Source organism: Mycobacterium simiae (assembly GCF_008370645.1).
Lineage (GTDB): Bacteria > Actinomycetota > Actinomycetes > Mycobacteriales > Mycobacteriaceae > Mycobacterium > Mycobacterium simiae_A.
On sequence record NZ_VTZN01000136.1, the window covers coordinates 1 to 14624 of the forward strand.

At 63.2% G+C, this 14624-nt stretch carries 14 protein-coding genes, 1 tRNA gene and 1 pseudogene; 7 read left to right on the forward strand and 9 right to left on the reverse strand.

Features of this window, described 5'->3' with window-relative positions:
* On the reverse strand, window positions 1-775 hold a 775-nt coding region (locus F0Q45_RS19040), incomplete at its 3' end, for a protein adenylyltransferase SelO family protein (RefSeq protein WP_188113023.1).
* Window positions 776-1021: 246 nt separating this feature from the next.
* Here F0Q45_RS19040 and F0Q45_RS19045 point away from each other — a divergent pair.
* Window positions 1022-1849, forward strand: coding sequence for an LLM class F420-dependent oxidoreductase (locus tag F0Q45_RS19045; protein WP_149655420.1), 828 nt, complete (start codon window positions 1022-1024; stop codon window positions 1847-1849).
* A 72-nt stretch (window positions 1850-1921) separates the two neighbouring features.
* Here F0Q45_RS19045 and F0Q45_RS19050 read toward each other — a convergent pair whose 3' ends face one another.
* From F0Q45_RS19050 to F0Q45_RS19060, 3 genes are read right to left on the reverse strand one after another with little or no spacing between them, the layout of a single operon-like run.
* Window positions 1922-3730, reverse strand: a complete 1809-nt coding sequence (locus tag F0Q45_RS19050) for a sulfatase-like hydrolase/transferase (RefSeq protein WP_149655421.1) — start codon at window positions 3728-3730, stop codon at window positions 1922-1924.
* A complete protein-coding gene (locus tag F0Q45_RS19055; protein ID WP_149655431.1) occupies window positions 3723-4190 on the reverse strand; it encodes an SRPBCC family protein in 468 nt (155 codons plus the stop codon). The genes F0Q45_RS19050 and F0Q45_RS19055 overlap by 8 nt, the downstream gene beginning before the upstream one ends.
* A 55-nt stretch (window positions 4191-4245) precedes the next feature.
* Window positions 4246-4959: a hypothetical protein gene (locus tag F0Q45_RS19060; protein WP_188113024.1), complete on the reverse strand. Its 714-nt coding sequence runs from the start codon at window positions 4957-4959 to the stop codon at window positions 4246-4248.
* Between the two features lie 93 nt (window positions 4960-5052).
* On the opposite strand from F0Q45_RS19060, the gene F0Q45_RS19065 reads away from it, so the two are divergent.
* The 3 genes and pseudogenes from F0Q45_RS19065 to F0Q45_RS19075 all read left to right on the forward strand — a co-directional run.
* Window positions 5053-5970 (forward strand): HpcH/HpaI aldolase/citrate lyase family protein, encoded by a 918-nt coding sequence (locus tag F0Q45_RS19065; protein ID WP_149655422.1) that lies wholly within the window; start codon window positions 5053-5055, stop codon window positions 5968-5970.
* Between the two features lie 127 nt (window positions 5971-6097).
* Window positions 6098-6457, forward strand: coding sequence for a DUF488 domain-containing protein (locus F0Q45_RS19070; RefSeq protein WP_149655423.1), 360 nt, complete (start codon window positions 6098-6100; stop codon window positions 6455-6457).
* 18 nt (window positions 6458-6475) lie between these two features.
* Window positions 6476-6794, forward strand: a pseudogene (locus F0Q45_RS19075) (LLM class flavin-dependent oxidoreductase); the annotation flags it as partial.
* 152 nt (window positions 6795-6946) lie between these two features.
* On the opposite strand, the gene F0Q45_RS19080 reads toward F0Q45_RS19075, so the two are convergent.
* The 3 genes from F0Q45_RS19080 to crcB (F0Q45_RS19090) are packed head-to-tail and all read right to left on the reverse strand — an operon-like array spanning window position 6947 to window position 8804.
* Window positions 6947-8044, reverse strand: coding sequence for a DUF190 domain-containing protein (locus F0Q45_RS19080; protein ID WP_149655424.1), 1098 nt, complete (start codon window positions 8042-8044; stop codon window positions 6947-6949).
* Complete coding sequence (gene crcB, locus F0Q45_RS19085; protein ID WP_149655425.1) at window positions 8041-8409, reverse strand: fluoride efflux transporter CrcB; 369 nt, start codon at window positions 8407-8409, stop codon at window positions 8041-8043. The genes F0Q45_RS19080 and crcB (F0Q45_RS19085) overlap by 4 nt, the downstream gene beginning before the upstream one ends.
* Entirely contained in the window at window positions 8406-8804 is a 399-nt protein-coding gene (gene crcB, locus F0Q45_RS19090; RefSeq protein ID WP_149655426.1) for a fluoride efflux transporter CrcB, read from the reverse strand. The genes crcB (F0Q45_RS19085) and crcB (F0Q45_RS19090) overlap by 4 nt, the downstream gene beginning before the upstream one ends.
* A 93-nt stretch (window positions 8805-8897) precedes the next feature.
* Between crcB (F0Q45_RS19090) and pgm the strand changes: the two genes are divergently transcribed.
* Entirely contained in the window at window positions 8898-10544 is a 1647-nt protein-coding gene (gene pgm, locus F0Q45_RS19095; protein ID WP_149655427.1) for a phosphoglucomutase (alpha-D-glucose-1,6-bisphosphate-dependent), read from the forward strand.
* A gap of 65 nt (window positions 10545-10609) precedes the next feature.
* A tRNA-Ala gene (locus F0Q45_RS19100) sits at window positions 10610-10682 on the forward strand.
* A gap of 253 nt (window positions 10683-10935) precedes the next feature.
* Here F0Q45_RS19100 and F0Q45_RS19105 read toward each other — a convergent pair.
* Window positions 10936-12828 carry a DUF6119 family protein gene (locus F0Q45_RS19105; protein ID WP_149655428.1) on the reverse strand — a complete coding sequence of 631 codons (1893 nt, stop codon included), beginning with the start codon at window positions 12826-12828 and terminating at the stop codon, window positions 10936-10938.
* Between the two features lie 56 nt (window positions 12829-12884).
* Between F0Q45_RS19105 and F0Q45_RS19110 the strand changes: the two genes are divergently transcribed.
* Window positions 12885-13841, forward strand: a complete 957-nt coding sequence (locus F0Q45_RS19110; RefSeq protein ID WP_149655429.1) for an abortive infection family protein — start codon at window positions 12885-12887, stop codon at window positions 13839-13841.
* Window positions 13842-14428: 587 nt separating this feature from the next.
* Here the strand turns inward: F0Q45_RS19110 and F0Q45_RS19115 are convergent.
* A partial coding sequence (locus F0Q45_RS19115) for a YlcI/YnfO family protein (RefSeq protein ID WP_149655430.1) occupies window positions 14429-14624 on the reverse strand: 196 nt, incomplete at its 5' end.

Sequence of the window (14624 nt, forward strand, 5' to 3'; positions counted from 1 at the left end):
CGGTGTTCATCACCCCGTGCACGAAGCCGACCAGCATCCACTGGGCGATCAGCGCCGCCTGGACACCGATCACCTCTTCGAACAGCGCCAGATAGGGGCGCTGCGCCTGCGTGGCGCTGGCGTAGTGGCGGGCGATCGCATGGTCGGCCAGACGCCGCAGCAGGCCGATGTCGCCGGTCGATGCCGCGTACTGAAAACTGCCCACCCGCAGGTGGCTGCTGGCCACGCGGACCAACAACGCGCCAGGCAGCAGCGTCTCTCGCTGTACCGGGCGGCCGGTGCCCACCACAGCCAACGATCGCGTCGTCGGGATGCCCAGCGCGTGCATTGACTCGCTGATGACGTACTCGCGCAGCATCGGTCCCACCACTGCCAGGCCGTCGCCATTGCGTGCGAACGGGGTGCGCCCGGAACCCTTGAGGTGAATGTCACGAAGGCGCCCGTCGGCCGTGACCAGCTCGCCCAACAGCAATGCGCGGCCGTCGCCCAACCGCGGCACGTAGCCGCCGAACTGATGCCCTGCGTAGGCCTGGGCTACCGGCGCCGCGCCGCTGGGCAGCAGCGTGCCGACCAGAAACCGAACCCCGGCCGGGCTGCGCAGCCAGGCGACGTCGAGGCCCAGCTCCGTGCTCAGCGCCTCATTGAGCACGATCAGCTGGGCGTCGGGGGGTGTTTCGGCCTGCCAACGCACGGCCAATTCAGGCAGTTCGCGAACGAAGCGGTCGTGTAGAGCGATGGTCATGTCCGGTGCAACAGCGCTCGCCGGTGCGCCCATTCCAGCCCAGGTGATCGCCTTCTAGGCTGCGGGTCACGTCGATCGATGGCGCGGCACTCGTCGCGGGCAGCATCGGTGTCGCGGCCGGGCAACGGTACTACGCTCAGCCCGGGTGGTGTGCCAGCCTTGCCGAGCTGTCTCGGACCCACCCGCATGACGTGGCGCGGTGCCGGACAAGGCTGGTGTGGGGGTGGCGGGTAGGGCCATCGGCGCGTCGAGGAAGTGGCAGTGACGAGAGGAGCAAGCATGCGGTTAGGAGTCCTGACATTTGTTACCGACGAAGGTATAGGCCCAGTGGAACTGGGCGTAGGAGTGGAGCAGCGCGGGTTTGAGTCGCTGTTTCTTGCCGAGCACAGCCACATTCCGGTGAACACGAACAGTCCTTACCCCGCAGGTGGCCCGATCCCGCGGAAGTACTACCGCACGTTGGACCCGTTCGTGGCGCTGACGGCCGCGGCGGCCGCCACCAAGACGCTGGTTGTGGGTACCGGTATTGCGTTGATCCCGGAGCGGGATCCGATCCTGACCGCCAAAGAGGTCGCCTCACTGGATCTGGTGTCGCAAGGTCGGTTTCGCTTCGGCGTCGGAGTGGGGTGGTTGCGCGAGGAAGTTGCCAACCATGGTGTGGACCCGGCGGTGCGCGGCCGGGTGACTGACGAGCGGCTGCGCGCGATGATCGAGATTTGGACGCAGGATCAGGCCGAATTCCACGGTAAGTACCTGAACTTCGATCCGATCTACTGCTGGCCAAAGCCGCTGACCAAGCCCTATCCACCGCTGTATGTGGGTGGGGGACCGGCAAACTTCGAGCGCATTGCCCGGCTCGAGGCCGGGTGGATCGCGATCAGCACCTCACCGCAGCGGCTGTCACGACCGCTCGAGGAGTTGCGTGCCATCGCCGGTGGGGACGTCCCAGTGACCGTCTGCCACTGGGGGCAACCGACGGCACAAGACCTGGAAGGCTACCTGCCGCTGGGGGTCGAGCGAGTACTGCTGGACCTGCCCACCCAGCCCCGCGACCAGACGCTTCGACATCTGGACGAGCTTGCGAAGGAATTAGCGCCGCTGAGGTGAACACTCGAGATTGCCGCTACGGCTGTGGTCGTCGCACGGATTACCACCATGACGGCAATCTCGGCGCAATCGCTACCCGAATCGCCCAAGCACTCGGCGCACCACGCCTTGTGACGCGGCGGTCGGCGGCTGTCGCTGGACATACGGCCACGGGCGATTGCGCTCTGGCACCGACACCGCGCGCTGCTGTTTGAGTTGCATCCGCAGCTGCTGGCGCAGCTCTTGCAGTGCTGGGTCGGGCCAGCGGTTCTCGGCTTCGGTGGGGTCGGCGGTCAGGTCGTAGAGTTCCCACTGGTCGTCGACCGGATCGCTGCGATACGCCTCGCCGCCGATACCGTTGCTGGCCAGGTGGCGCACTCCCGGTTCGGTCCAGGTGGCCGGGTCGTCAAAGGTGCGGATCAACTTCCACAGATGCCCGGCACCGCCAACCGCGTCGGCGTCCTCGACGCGCGCCACCAGACCTTCGAAGTTGGAGGCCACATGCGCGGGCACCTTGATACGCAGCGGCGCAGGCGGATTCACCGTACGGCCCAGTTGCCGGGCAAACGCTGAAGCCCCGGTGTCGCCCTCCAGCACGTTGTCACGCGTCATCAGGTACACGGCCCGGGATTCGTCGGCCGATGCCCCGTCGACCACCGGCATCAGGTTGCGGCCGGGCAGCGGATGCACTTCCGAGAACGACTCGGCCAGGTCTGCGGCCACGACGTCTACGTCGATACCGGCCGCGCCCAGCAGCGTGGGCAGCAGATCGACGTGCGACGTCGGCGCCGAAACGGTGTGCGCTGTGGTCGCGTTGTCGCCGATGCGGGCGATAACGAAGGGCACTCGGGTGGCCTCGTCGTAGAGGTTGAACCACTTTTGGTGCAGTCCGCCATGTGCTCCCAGTAAGTCGCCGTGATCGGAGGTGCGCACCAGGACCGCTTTGTTCGAGCCGCCTTGGGTGACTGCTCGGCGCACCCGGTCGATCGGCCCGTCAACTTCGGCGTGCAGGCGGTAATACAAGTCCCGGTAGCTTTGCGCATTGCGTCCGTAGCTGCGCCTGATCATCCGCGACGGGCCGTAGCCGGAGTAGTAGGCCTCCCGGAACGCGATCTGGGCAGCCGGTTTGGCGCGCAGATCTTCCGCGGCGGTGGGTGCGGCGGGAATCTGCGGCGGGTCGAGCGGGGAAGGCTGTAGCGGGCTGCGTCGTACCCACGCCGGGAACAACACAATGTCGTGCGGGTTGACGAAACTGGCCACCAGCAAGAAGGGGCGCATCGCTGCCACGTCGCCGGCGCGCCGCCGCGCGTAGCGGTCGGTCAGCCAGGCCACCACCCGGTCGGCGATCAGCGGGTCACGGCGCAGACCGCAATTCGCCATGCCGGCCCCATGCGGCTCGGGTCCCACCCAGCCCGAGAAGCCGTATGGCGCCAGCGGGTCGGCGTCGAGGTAGCGCTGCACCGCAGCCGGGTCGACCACGCCGTCATCGTCGTTGGTGGCCAGGGATCCGCCCGTCTGCGGGTCGTGCAGGTCGGCATGCGAGATGTGCCACTTGCCGTCGTAGTGGGTGTCATACCCGGCCGCTCGAAACCAATTGCCCAGAGTAGGCACTTCGCCGGCGCGCAGCCAGCGCAGCCGCGAGTCGTCGAATCGTTTGCCGATCCCGTCGGTCTGGGTGACGCCATGCAGGTCCGGATAGTGACCGGTGAAGATCGTCGGACGGCTGGGCACGCAGGCCAGCGAGCCGGTGTAGTGCCGCGTGAACTGAACTCCATGTTGGTCGAACCAGGCGCGGCCCGTCAGGGTGCGCTGTCGCCAGGCGAGCACGGTGGGCGCCTCGTAGGGCGGCGCGGCGCGCTCCTCGTCGGTCATCACGATGACGATGTCGGGGCGGTCAGACATGGGTGCTCTCCAATCGGTGCGCCAGCCCGGCAAGCATCGACTCGGACTGCTTGGCCATCAGACGAAGCGCGACCCACTCCGCCATGCGCGCCGGTTTGCCGTCCCCGACCTCGACCGTGCTGGTCAGGTTCACCACCGTGGTGTTGCCGCTAGGCCGTAACGTCCAGCGATTGGCGACTTTGCGCAGCCGCGGCGGCAGGCCCTCGATGTCATAGGCCAGCGTGGTCGGTGGGTCGAACTCGGTGATGCGTTCCACCAGCGCGTTGCTGCCCACCTGGACCCGGCGGGTGGTGCCTAATACTCCACCGCCGGGGCCGTGGTTTAACACACACGAGTGGTCAACACCGTCAGCCCACGAGCTGAGGGCATCGAGGTCGGCCAGGATGTCCCAAATCGCCTGCGGCTCGGCCGTGATGGTTCGGCTGCGGCTGATATCTGCCACCCCGCCATCCAACACCATGGTCGCCACGAATGTGCCTTGACGCCCGAGACCGCGGGCATTATCGCGGTTCCTATCAGTCCGGGTACCGGAACACAGGCCGAAAGCTGGTCGCGTCCTCACGAAGGATTACCGGATCTGGACCCGAATCCCAATCGTTCCACGAGGCGTTTTCGCCCAACCGGTATGGAGCGCGCATCTGTTCCAATGCCCCTGAAAGCGAGGTGGTATCGGCTGCTTCATAGATGGTGAGTTGCCGACCGGGCGAACGGTCGACACTTTCGTAGCGCCGGCAGCCGCACCACAGCGGCACGTCGGCGACGTTGCGCGGCAGGTAGATCTGCTCGTACCAGCGGTCGAAGCTGTTCTTTGACTCCGGCCGGGTCTCGACGCTGACCATGAAGAACGGCCCGCGAAAAGCTCCGAATGGCGGCGTGCGCTGATGTTCGTAGCGCTGGCGGTACAGGCACGCTGATTCCAGGCCACGCAACCGGTGCTGCGCCCAAACCTGCCACTCGCTGGACTCGGCTTCGCGCCCGTTCCGTGTCTTGAGTTCGGCCACGCATCGGGTTCCGTCGACCCCGTCTGCGAGTTCATAAAAGGTGAGTTGCTGCTTGGCGTAGTAGCGCAGGGTCCCGTCGACGTTGTGCTCCACGTAGTGGCGAGCCGTCAGAAGCTCCGGGACTTCAGCGAGCAGCGTCGGGATATAGCGATGATGATAGAAAGCGGTAAACTCCGCCTCATCCTCGGGAGCGACCGTGAGGCAGACCACGACGAAATCGTTCATCATTACTCATCACCCTCCGGTCGGCACGGCAGGTGGCTGCGATTGCCACTGGGGACTTGAAACTGATCGCGAAAGAAAAGACGACAGACACAGGCAATGTACGAACAAGTCAACTACCCCACGATAGATGCCGCTGACACCGGCTCACGCATTGATCCGGTGCTGGCACGGAGCTGGTTGTTGGTCAACGGCACGCATGCCGACCGGTTCGAGGCAGCGGCGCGTTCCCGTGCAGACATCGTGGTCCTAGACATCGAGGACGCGGTCGCGCCCAAAGACAAGGCCGCCGCCCGCGACAACGTGATGCGATGGCTTGGCAACGGCAATGACGACTGGGTTCGTATCAATGGCTTCGGCACCCCGTGGTGGGCTGACGATATAGCCACGTTGGCCGGTAGCTCGGTGGGTGGGGTCATGTTGGCAATGGTCGAATCCGTAGACCATGTCACCGAGACCGCAAAAAGGCTGTCCAACGTGCCGATCGTGGCGCTCGTCGAAACGGCCCGCGGCCTGGAACGCATCACCGAGATCGCTGCGGCTAAGGGCACCTTTCGGCTCGCCTTCGGGATCGGTGATTTTCGCCGTGATACCGGGTTGGGAGAAGACCCGGTCACTTTGGCTTATGCGCGGTCGCGCTTCACCATTGCGGCGACAGCGGCCAACCTGCCCAGCGCGATTGATGGGCCGACCATCGGCTCCAACGCGCTCAAGCTGATCGAGGCCACAGCGGTTTCCGTCGAGTTCGGAATGACGGGCAAGATCTGTCTCTCGCCGGATCAGTGCGCTGTGGTGAATGAGGGTCTTTCCCCCTCGAAAGACGAAATCGCTTGGGCTAAAGAGTTTTTTGCCGAGTTCGAACGCGACGGGGGAGAGATCCGCAACGGGTCCGACCTGCCTCGTATTGCCCGGGCCACCAAAATCCTCAACCTGGCTCGTTCCTACGGCATCGAGGCGTCCGACTTCGAGGACGAACCGGTCCACATGCCGGCGCCGACCGATACCTACCATTACTGAGGCTCTGCTCAGCTAACTGGTCCCAACGCCCGGGGGGACCGGCGTAACGTCTTTCGCGGCAGCGACGAAGCGGCATGAGGAAGGCAGGCCATGTGGCGTGCGGCGACTGGTGGGTTGAACTGACGCCATGGTCGCCAAGCGTCAAGTCCGGGTCAAGCGGATCTACGAAGATAGCGAACCAGACGACGGCCAGCGCATCCTGGTTGATCGGCTTTGGCCGCGAGGAATGGGTAAAAATGACCCGCGGGTCGGCATTTGGCGCAAGGACGTCGCCCCGTCGGCCGAGCTGCGGAAGTGGTATCACCACCAACCGGAGCGGTTAGACGAGTTCCAGGCGCGCTACGAGGCGGAACTGTCCGGCAGCCCGGCGCTGGCCGAACTGCGGAAACTGGCCAAGGGCGGGACCATCACCTTGGTCAGCGCCAGTCGCGACATCCAAGCCAGTCACGCCGCTGTCCTGGCAAAGTTGCTCAAGCGCCGCTGTTAGGCATGAGACGATCGTCGGATGCGGCTGGGATTGCATGCGCTGGGAATCGGGTCCGGCGCCGACCGGGCAGTGATCGACGCCATCGCATCCGCTGCGGACAATGCCGGTTTCGCCACGACCCGTGTCGCGGTACCTCTACTCCGAGGACGGCGTCATCGCGGTTCCGGCCGAGGCGGATTGGCTGGACCCGATGATCGCGCTGGCTTTCGCCGCCGCGGCCTCCTCCGGCATCGCTGTGGCGACCGGTGTGCTACTGCTGCCCGAGCACAACCCGGTGGTGGTCGCCAAACAAGCGGCCAGCCTGGATCGGTTGAGCGCCGGGCGACTGATACTCGGCGGATGTCCGCGACGCAGGTCACGGCAAGTTAGCGAGGGTGGCTTAGTGGCCAGCGTGCTCAAAGCCGAACTCCGGTGCCGCCAAATCATTTTCGACCCGGGGTCTCGCAGCGACGGTACGCGCCAATTTCGTCAAGACGGTGGCTGTGGCATTCAGTAGTCGTACTCGGCCAGTGCGGTCTCGGCGGTGTCCTCCGACCCGGTGAGCGACATTGCCGCGGGGACCATTTCACTGGTCACCAACCCATGGCGACCGGTCAGCTCGTCGACGATATTGAAGCTACGGTTGATTGCCTCGGGTGTGTCGACGACGATGGTGGTCACCGGTACCGTACGGGAGAGCTGAAACGGCTTGTCCCCGTGCGGTTTGTGGTCGCCGTGAAAGCCCCAGATCCCGCGTAGCGCGGTAGCGCCGCGAGCCGTTTCAGACTGCATCAAGCGAGATACCAGGGCGCGATGGATCGGCATCCCCGCGTAGTGGGTTGCTTCGGCGGTGTGCACCATCAGTTTTTGCCACAGGTTTCGGCCCTGGTCATCGGTCGCCGGCAGCTGCTGGGGGCGGGCGAACAACTCACCGTCGCGCTTGCATAGCCGTACCCGTTCGATGGTCAGCAGCGGGTTGGGTAACGCGGTGGTCAGTTCCGTCGCGGCGGCCGACACCTGCCGGGACGACCCGATGGCGATGATCATCACCGGGACATTGACGTTTCGGCCGAAGAAGCGGGCGCGGTAGCGTTCGCCGTAGGCGGTGCCGTCGACGCCGAGAAGTACGGTGGCGCCGGCGAATCCGTGCCGATACAACAGTTGGCAGACCGCGTAGTGGGCGGCGGTTCCGGCAATCCGCACCTGGCGGCCGACGTAGACGGTCAGCTTTGCGGCATCGTCGGTTCGGTTGTCGCTGTCGCTTAGTGTTTCGACGCCGCTGTGGCGGGTGACTAGTCGCGCGCGCTCCAGGGTCACCAGTCCACAGCCGGTCATTGCCGCCACCTCGTCGACCAAGGGGCGCATCTTGGAGGCGACGTCGACGGCGGCGATCGTCACCGGTGGATCTTCGGACAAACTCAGGGTCTGGTCGCAGCGCAGCACATGCTTCGGCCCGAAACCGGTGGTGCCGCGCAGCATTACGCTGGTCGCGACGCGATGGGCGTCGAACAGTTCCAGCATCGTGTCGGCCAGGAACCGACTGGAATGGCTGACAGTGCGTTGCCGCTCGCCGAAGTACGCGGTCAACTTGAGACTCTGTTCGCTCATGTCTGCTCCGCGATCCATTGCCCGAGTAGCGCGGCGGCCAGACCGAGCACGACGCTGACGGCGATGTTGGCGAACGCGGCACGCATTTGGCGTTCCTCGCTGAGCCGGTGAGTTTCCAGCATCCAGGTGGAAAAGGTGGTGTAGGCGCCAACGAACGCGGTACCGGCCAGCAGGGCCACGTCCTTGGGTAACGCGAGGCCACCGAGGAATCCCAGTAGTGCTGCGCCACTGATGTTTACTGTCAGCGTCCCGAACGGAAACGTTCGGGCCATTCGGCGGGCGACCGAACGGTCCACCAGAAAACGCGACACCGACCCGATGCCGCCGATGAGCATGACACCGGTCCAGATCAGGGCTGTCGTCATCCGCGCACCCGCACCCGGCGCACCAAGACTGTGGCTAGATGCACAGCCAAGAATCCGAGGATGAGGCTCACGAGGGTGTAGCTGGCGGCCAAGGCCCAATTGCCGTGTTCGAGCATCTTGACTGTCTCGACCTGCATGGTCGAGAACGTGGTGAGCCCACCGCACAATCCGGTGCCGAGCAGCGGGCGCCGATAGCTCGACAGTGGCAAGCGCTCCAGCAGTCGGGTGGTGAAGTAACCCACCAGGAAGGCGCCGACAATGTTGACGGTGAACGTCGGCCACGGCCACCGAGCTGGGTCGGGGACCGCGAGGGTGGCCAGCGCTGCGCGCGCCAGCGCGCCCAATGCGCCGCCGGCGAAAATCGCGGCCAGCTCCCGATAGTCATGGGTTGCCACCGCTCGATTCCCTTCGGTGTGCCAATGGTGCGCTTACGCAGCGTAAGGCCTGACCATCACCGGGGGGCGACCTTATGGGCAGAATTGGTTCTCATGGAGGCTAACCCGCGGGCCGGACAGCCGGCTCAGCCCGAGGATCTTGTCGACTTGCCCCACCTGGTGACGGCGTATTACTCGATCGAACCCGATCCCGACGACGTCGCGCAGCAGGTGGTGTTCGGCACCTCCGGACACCGCGGGTCGGCGCTCAACGGAGCATTCAACGAGGCGCATATTCTGGCGATCACCCAGGCCATCGTCGAGTACCGCGCGGCGCAAGGCGTCACCGGACCGTTGTTCATCGGCCGTGACACCCATGGTCTTTCCGAACCGGCCTGGGTGTCGGCGCTGGAGGCGTTGGCCGCCAACGAAGTGCTCACGGTGGTGGACTCCCGCGACCGCTACACACCGACCCCGGCGATCAGTCACGCCATCCTGACTTATAACCGGGGCCGCAGCGAGGCGCTGGCCGACGGCATTGTCGTCACGCCGTCGCACAACCCACCGCCCGATGGCGGCTTCAAATACAACCCGCCCCACGGGGGCCCGGCGGATACCGCCGCGACCACAGCAATTGCCAAGCGCGCCAATGAGATTCTGCGTGCGGGTGGGTCAGGTGTGCGGCGGGTACCTTTCGCGCGGGCGGTACGCGCCGCCCAGCGCCACGACTACCTGGGCGCGTATGTGGACGACTTACCGAATGTGGTGGACATCGCCGCCATTCGCCAGGCCGGAGTTCGGATCGGCGCCGACCCGCTCGGCGGGGCCAGCGTCGACTATTGGACCGAGATCGCGCAGCGGCATGGCCTGCAGCTGACCGTGGTCAACCCGCTGGTCGATGCGACGTGGCGGTTCATGACGCTCGACCACGACGGCAAGATCCGGATGGACTGCAGTTCGCCGGATGCGATGGCAGGGCTCATCCACACGATGGTCGGCAACCGAGACCGCTACCAGATCGCCACCGGCAACGACGCCGACGCCGACCGGCATGGCATCGTCACCCCCGATGCGGGGTTGCTCAACCCGAACCACTACCTGGCGGTGGCCATCGACTATCTCTACCCGCACCGGCGGTCCTGGCCGGCGGGCATTGCCGTCGGCAAGACCGCGGTGAGCTCGTCGATCATCGACCGGGTTGTCGCCGGCATCGGCCGCCGACTCGTCGAGGTGCCAGTGGGGTTCAAATGGTTCGTCGACGGCCTGCTCGGCGGCACCATCGGGTTCGGCGGCGAAGAGTCGGCGGGAGCGTCATTTCTGCGCCGAGACGGATCGGTGTGGACCACCGACAAAGACGGCATCATCATGGCCTTGCTGGCCGCCGAGATCCTGGCCGTCACCGGGGACACGCCGTCGCAGCGGTACCAGGCCCTGGCTTCCGAATATGGTGCGCCGACCTACGCCCGGGTGGATGCGCCGGCTGATCGGGATCAGAAAGCGCGGCTGGCCAAGCTATCGGCCGAGCAGGTGAGTGCCACCGAATTGGCGGGCGAGCCGATCACCGCCAAGCTGACCACCGCGCCGGGCAACGGCGCTCCGCTGGGTGGGCTCAAAGTGACGACGGCCAACGCGTGGTTTGCCGCGCGACCGTCCGGCACCGAAGACGTCTACAAGATCTACGCCGAGTCTTTCCTCGGGCCTGAGCATCTGGCTGAAGTGCAGGAGACCGCCCGGGAGGTGGTCAATCAGGTCATCAGGTAAGGGTCGTGGCCTGCGGCTTTGAACCCTTCCCGGCAGTGGTGTAGCTTCGATGGGCACGACATCTTGGGGCTATGGCGCAGCTGGTAGCGCACCACACTGGCAGTGTGGGGGTCAGGGGTTCGAGTCCCCTTAGCTCCACAAACAGAAAACCCGCTCTTGCCTCGGTCGAAACGGGTTTGTGCGTTTGCTGTTGGAGTCAGACGGGTCGAATTTTGACGACAACCGTGGCCTCATTGACGGCTGCGCGACCCTCTGGTCGATCTCGACGCGTAAAGCTCTGCAAGCGCCTCGGGCTTGCATCGGCCTCCGGCAATCGTGAGTCTTCGGGGAGTCGACCCTTCACGCCCGGGGGAGCGAATGCTTGCGGGCAGGCGCTCTTCATCACCGTGGATTAGTTTCCTTCAACAGGAACTCTCGATATCGATACCTTAACGCCGAGATTTCGCAGTTGCTTTGCTTGCTGCATCAAATTCAGCTTACTAAAGAACGGAAGCCAACTATTTCCTTCTTTCTTTGAGCTTGCAATAACGACGTACGACACCGTGTACTTACTCCGGTCTATGGATTGACCACTTGGCGGTATCATGGCTAGCCACTGCGCCTTGTTTTCTTCCCCAGCTTGTGTCGCGATCACTTCGCGCATCTTGTCGCGGAATTCACCGTCACCGATAAATGTGTTAGCACTCACCACGCCTTGCGAAAACAGGTGGCTCAATGTCGACGAACGCGACTTGCGTTTTACGTGGATTAGCTCCCCGGTCGAAGACAGCACGTCACAGAGTTCAATTCCTGTCGTCGCTCCTCCGGGACGCTTGATTTTCGCATCCAAGAGCAGTAAAGTCCCTGCATTCGATTCCGCCAAATTCGCGTTGTATGTACGCTCGTCCTCTCCGAATCGCGAACTGATAAGCGTGGAGCCCACAGAGGGCAACGAATTTGTATAATTGTCAACTTCCGCAGCAAGTGAGTCGCTTATCGCAAACCATCGACCTTCGATCAATGCATAGAGGGCAGAATTATATGGCTGCTCGGATACCAGGCATTGGTAGAGCGTCCACCGCGAGTCGTAGTCGCTCGATCGAGCAAATCCAACAGAGACGCGCCTCCCGCGAAGCCGGTCTACCGTTATCCCTGCACGTTTGTCACCAAGACGAGCGAGGTATTCATCGATGTCAAGATCCTCGTAGATCGAGTTCCGAGTTCCAGTGATCTTGAACGACTCAATATCTTCCCAATCGATGGCCTCGGGCATCGCCATATGTGTCGTTGAAGTGTCTCCCGCCGCGAGCTGTCCTGCAAGCTGATTATCCAGCTGATGTATTATTGTGGCGTCGTTCACCAAAGCAAGATGGTCGATCCATTCGAAATCGTCCTTATAGTTATTTTCCGAAAACGCTGTTAGTAGTTCCGACAGCATATCAGGGAGATCCTTCGCCAAAGTCGACGTGTTGAGGACCAATGCGTCCGAGCCGGTCAGTTGCTTCGCCAAGGTGGTATCCCTGGGCCGGCCTGTCACAGCACGCAGGATGTCTCGTGACACATCGACCCCGAATGTCGGCAGATCTGCGCTTTTGCTTGCTTGAGTTGTCTTCGTGACAACTAGGTCCTCAAATGTTTTGGTATCCATGCTCCGCAGTTGCCTCGGATCAATCCGATTGAGCGCAACCCTCAGCCCGAATTGCCTTTCGACTTTCGTGAGATTGAGAAGGCTTCTTCCATATCCGAACGTCAACGCGAAAAACCGGCCGTGCGCTTGGACGATTAGTAATCCCGACGCGGACGATGACGTTAACGTCGTCGGCAGGCTGGGAGCGACTTCGCGGACGAACGACACCCAAGACGGGGGTGTTGGCGGGCGTGATGTGTAGTAGAAAGTCCCTACCATCGAAGAATCAGTTTGGATTGGCACCTCCTTACGAGCCTTGTCAGGCTCAATCGCATCGTCCGCCTTCGACACATCCCTCAGGAGGTGGATAGTCAATCGTTGCGTACCCATTTTGCCTCCAGTTCGTCCAGAAACCACGGTATAGCCGTTCGTTTGGCGTCGGACGGATACGCGTGACCAAATGTGACTGGTCGTCGTTGGTGCATGTTTGGGTGACCCCTCTGGCGGACCGCCAATCGTTGGCTCTGCGGATGCAATTCGAAGTCCACACTTCCTTACCGCGGACGCCGAGGGAGAGTCATCGCGCGGGAACCAAATGCACAGCCGATCCGATTGAGCGACGGCTGTTCCAGATCGGCGAGTAGCGCCTGTAGATCTTGCTGGCTGTGCACGTTGCATTCGGTTGGTTCGCCTGTGCACGATGTCGTCGTGCGCAAGAATACACCGCACCCAAGGTGGAGGCTCTGAAAGGCGTGTCGACGAAGCGCATTACACAGATCACGCGGCACAAGATCTTTGACTCGATCGCGTTGGCGGGGATTTCCTGGTCGGGCCGGCTGGAGGAACCCGATTTCCTTGGACGGATCTACGACCTCGCGACGATGAAGAGCACCGACACCCGGTTCAAGGATGCTGCCAGCGATATTCGGCAGCACCGCGTCCTCAACCCGATGGACTGGCCCGACGACTGGGTCTTCACTGACAGCCGCTTTGGACTCCAATACGGCGATGACGAGGTGGTTCTGCGCTTCCTCGCGGAGATGCTGCACCCAGTTGTCCGCATGGACGAAGACGAGGTCGCAGCTCTCCTGAAGTCTTTCAATGAGGCGCTTGGACGAGACGGCTATGAGCTATACCCGGCGGAATGGATCAGTGGCCACGCGGTGTGCGGCTGGCGGCGGCGAGACTCGTTCCATGGCGCGAGCCCTGAGCTTAAATTGCGCGAACGTGCAGTCTTGACCGATCCGGCCGTTCTCGAAGAGCATTTGGCTCGTATCCGTGACGGTCTGACTTCTGATCCAGCGGCGGCGATCTCATCGTCGAAGAACTTGCTCGAGAGCCTGTTCAGGATCGTCCTCGATCGCTCCCAAATCGACTATGGGAAGACAGAAGACATCCCCCAGCTGTATCGACGGGTTGCGGACTTGCTTGAGTTGAAGGCAGAGTCGGTACCCGGCAGCGCAAAGGGCAGCGAATCCTCCCAGCAGGTCCTCCGAACTCTCGTTACCACGGTGCAGTCGTTGGCCGAACTGCGCAACGAGCTCGGCATCGGCCACGGACAGTCAAAACGCAGCGTCGCCCTTGCCAGGCACGCCCGACTCGCCCTCAACGCCACCGTCACGATTGCTGAATTTGTGTTTGACACGTGGCAATCGCGAGTGAGCACCGGACGCCTCGAAGTCAAAGACTAACGACGGCCGGCTTCATATTCAGGATGCACACCATCGGCGCAAGGGCCGGTGATCGTGGCGCAGCATCGGCTAGTCCTCGGGGTGAGCGGTAAACAGCGCATGACGCTGTGGATTGATCACTCCCGGCCCACCGGTGTGCACCGCCGCCTGCAAATGATCAATGATCGCGCGCACCCGCCTACGTTCCGTAGCGTCGGTAGGCCGAATTCGTAGAGCCCCAACGATATTTGTGATCCTCCAGCCGCAAAAGCAGCTCAGTGCTCACGTTGTCCAGGTCCACCTGCTCAGCAACCAAACTCGCGTAATCACTCGGGCGCTAACCACCCAGCACGCGAGGCGACAATTCGATCGTCACGCGCCTAGCCTACGTGGTCGGTGTGTCGCTCAGCGACGGTCAGAGGTCGATCAGTCGTCGTTTATTCGACGCCAATGACCCGGAAGCGACCGGAATTGTCCGGGTCTGGGGAGCCGTTGAACGACTAATCACCTTGTGGTGGCACAACAGAACACAGGAAATAACCGGAGCTCCCCAGCCTTATCGGTCGGTAATCCGTTGGGCACGGGTTCGACGTCTACTGGTTCGACGTCTACGCGGGGTGGCGGAGTTCGTGCTCGACTGCGCGGCGAATCCAGGACGAGACGGACCGGTCGTCCGCGGCTGCTGCGGCGCGTACCTGCTCCAGGAGCTCGGGTGGGAAGCGAACGGGAACGGTGGCGGTCAGCCGGCGGCGCCCTGGCCCTTGGGGTTCCTGGTTTTCCGGGCGGGCGTAGAACTCGTATTCT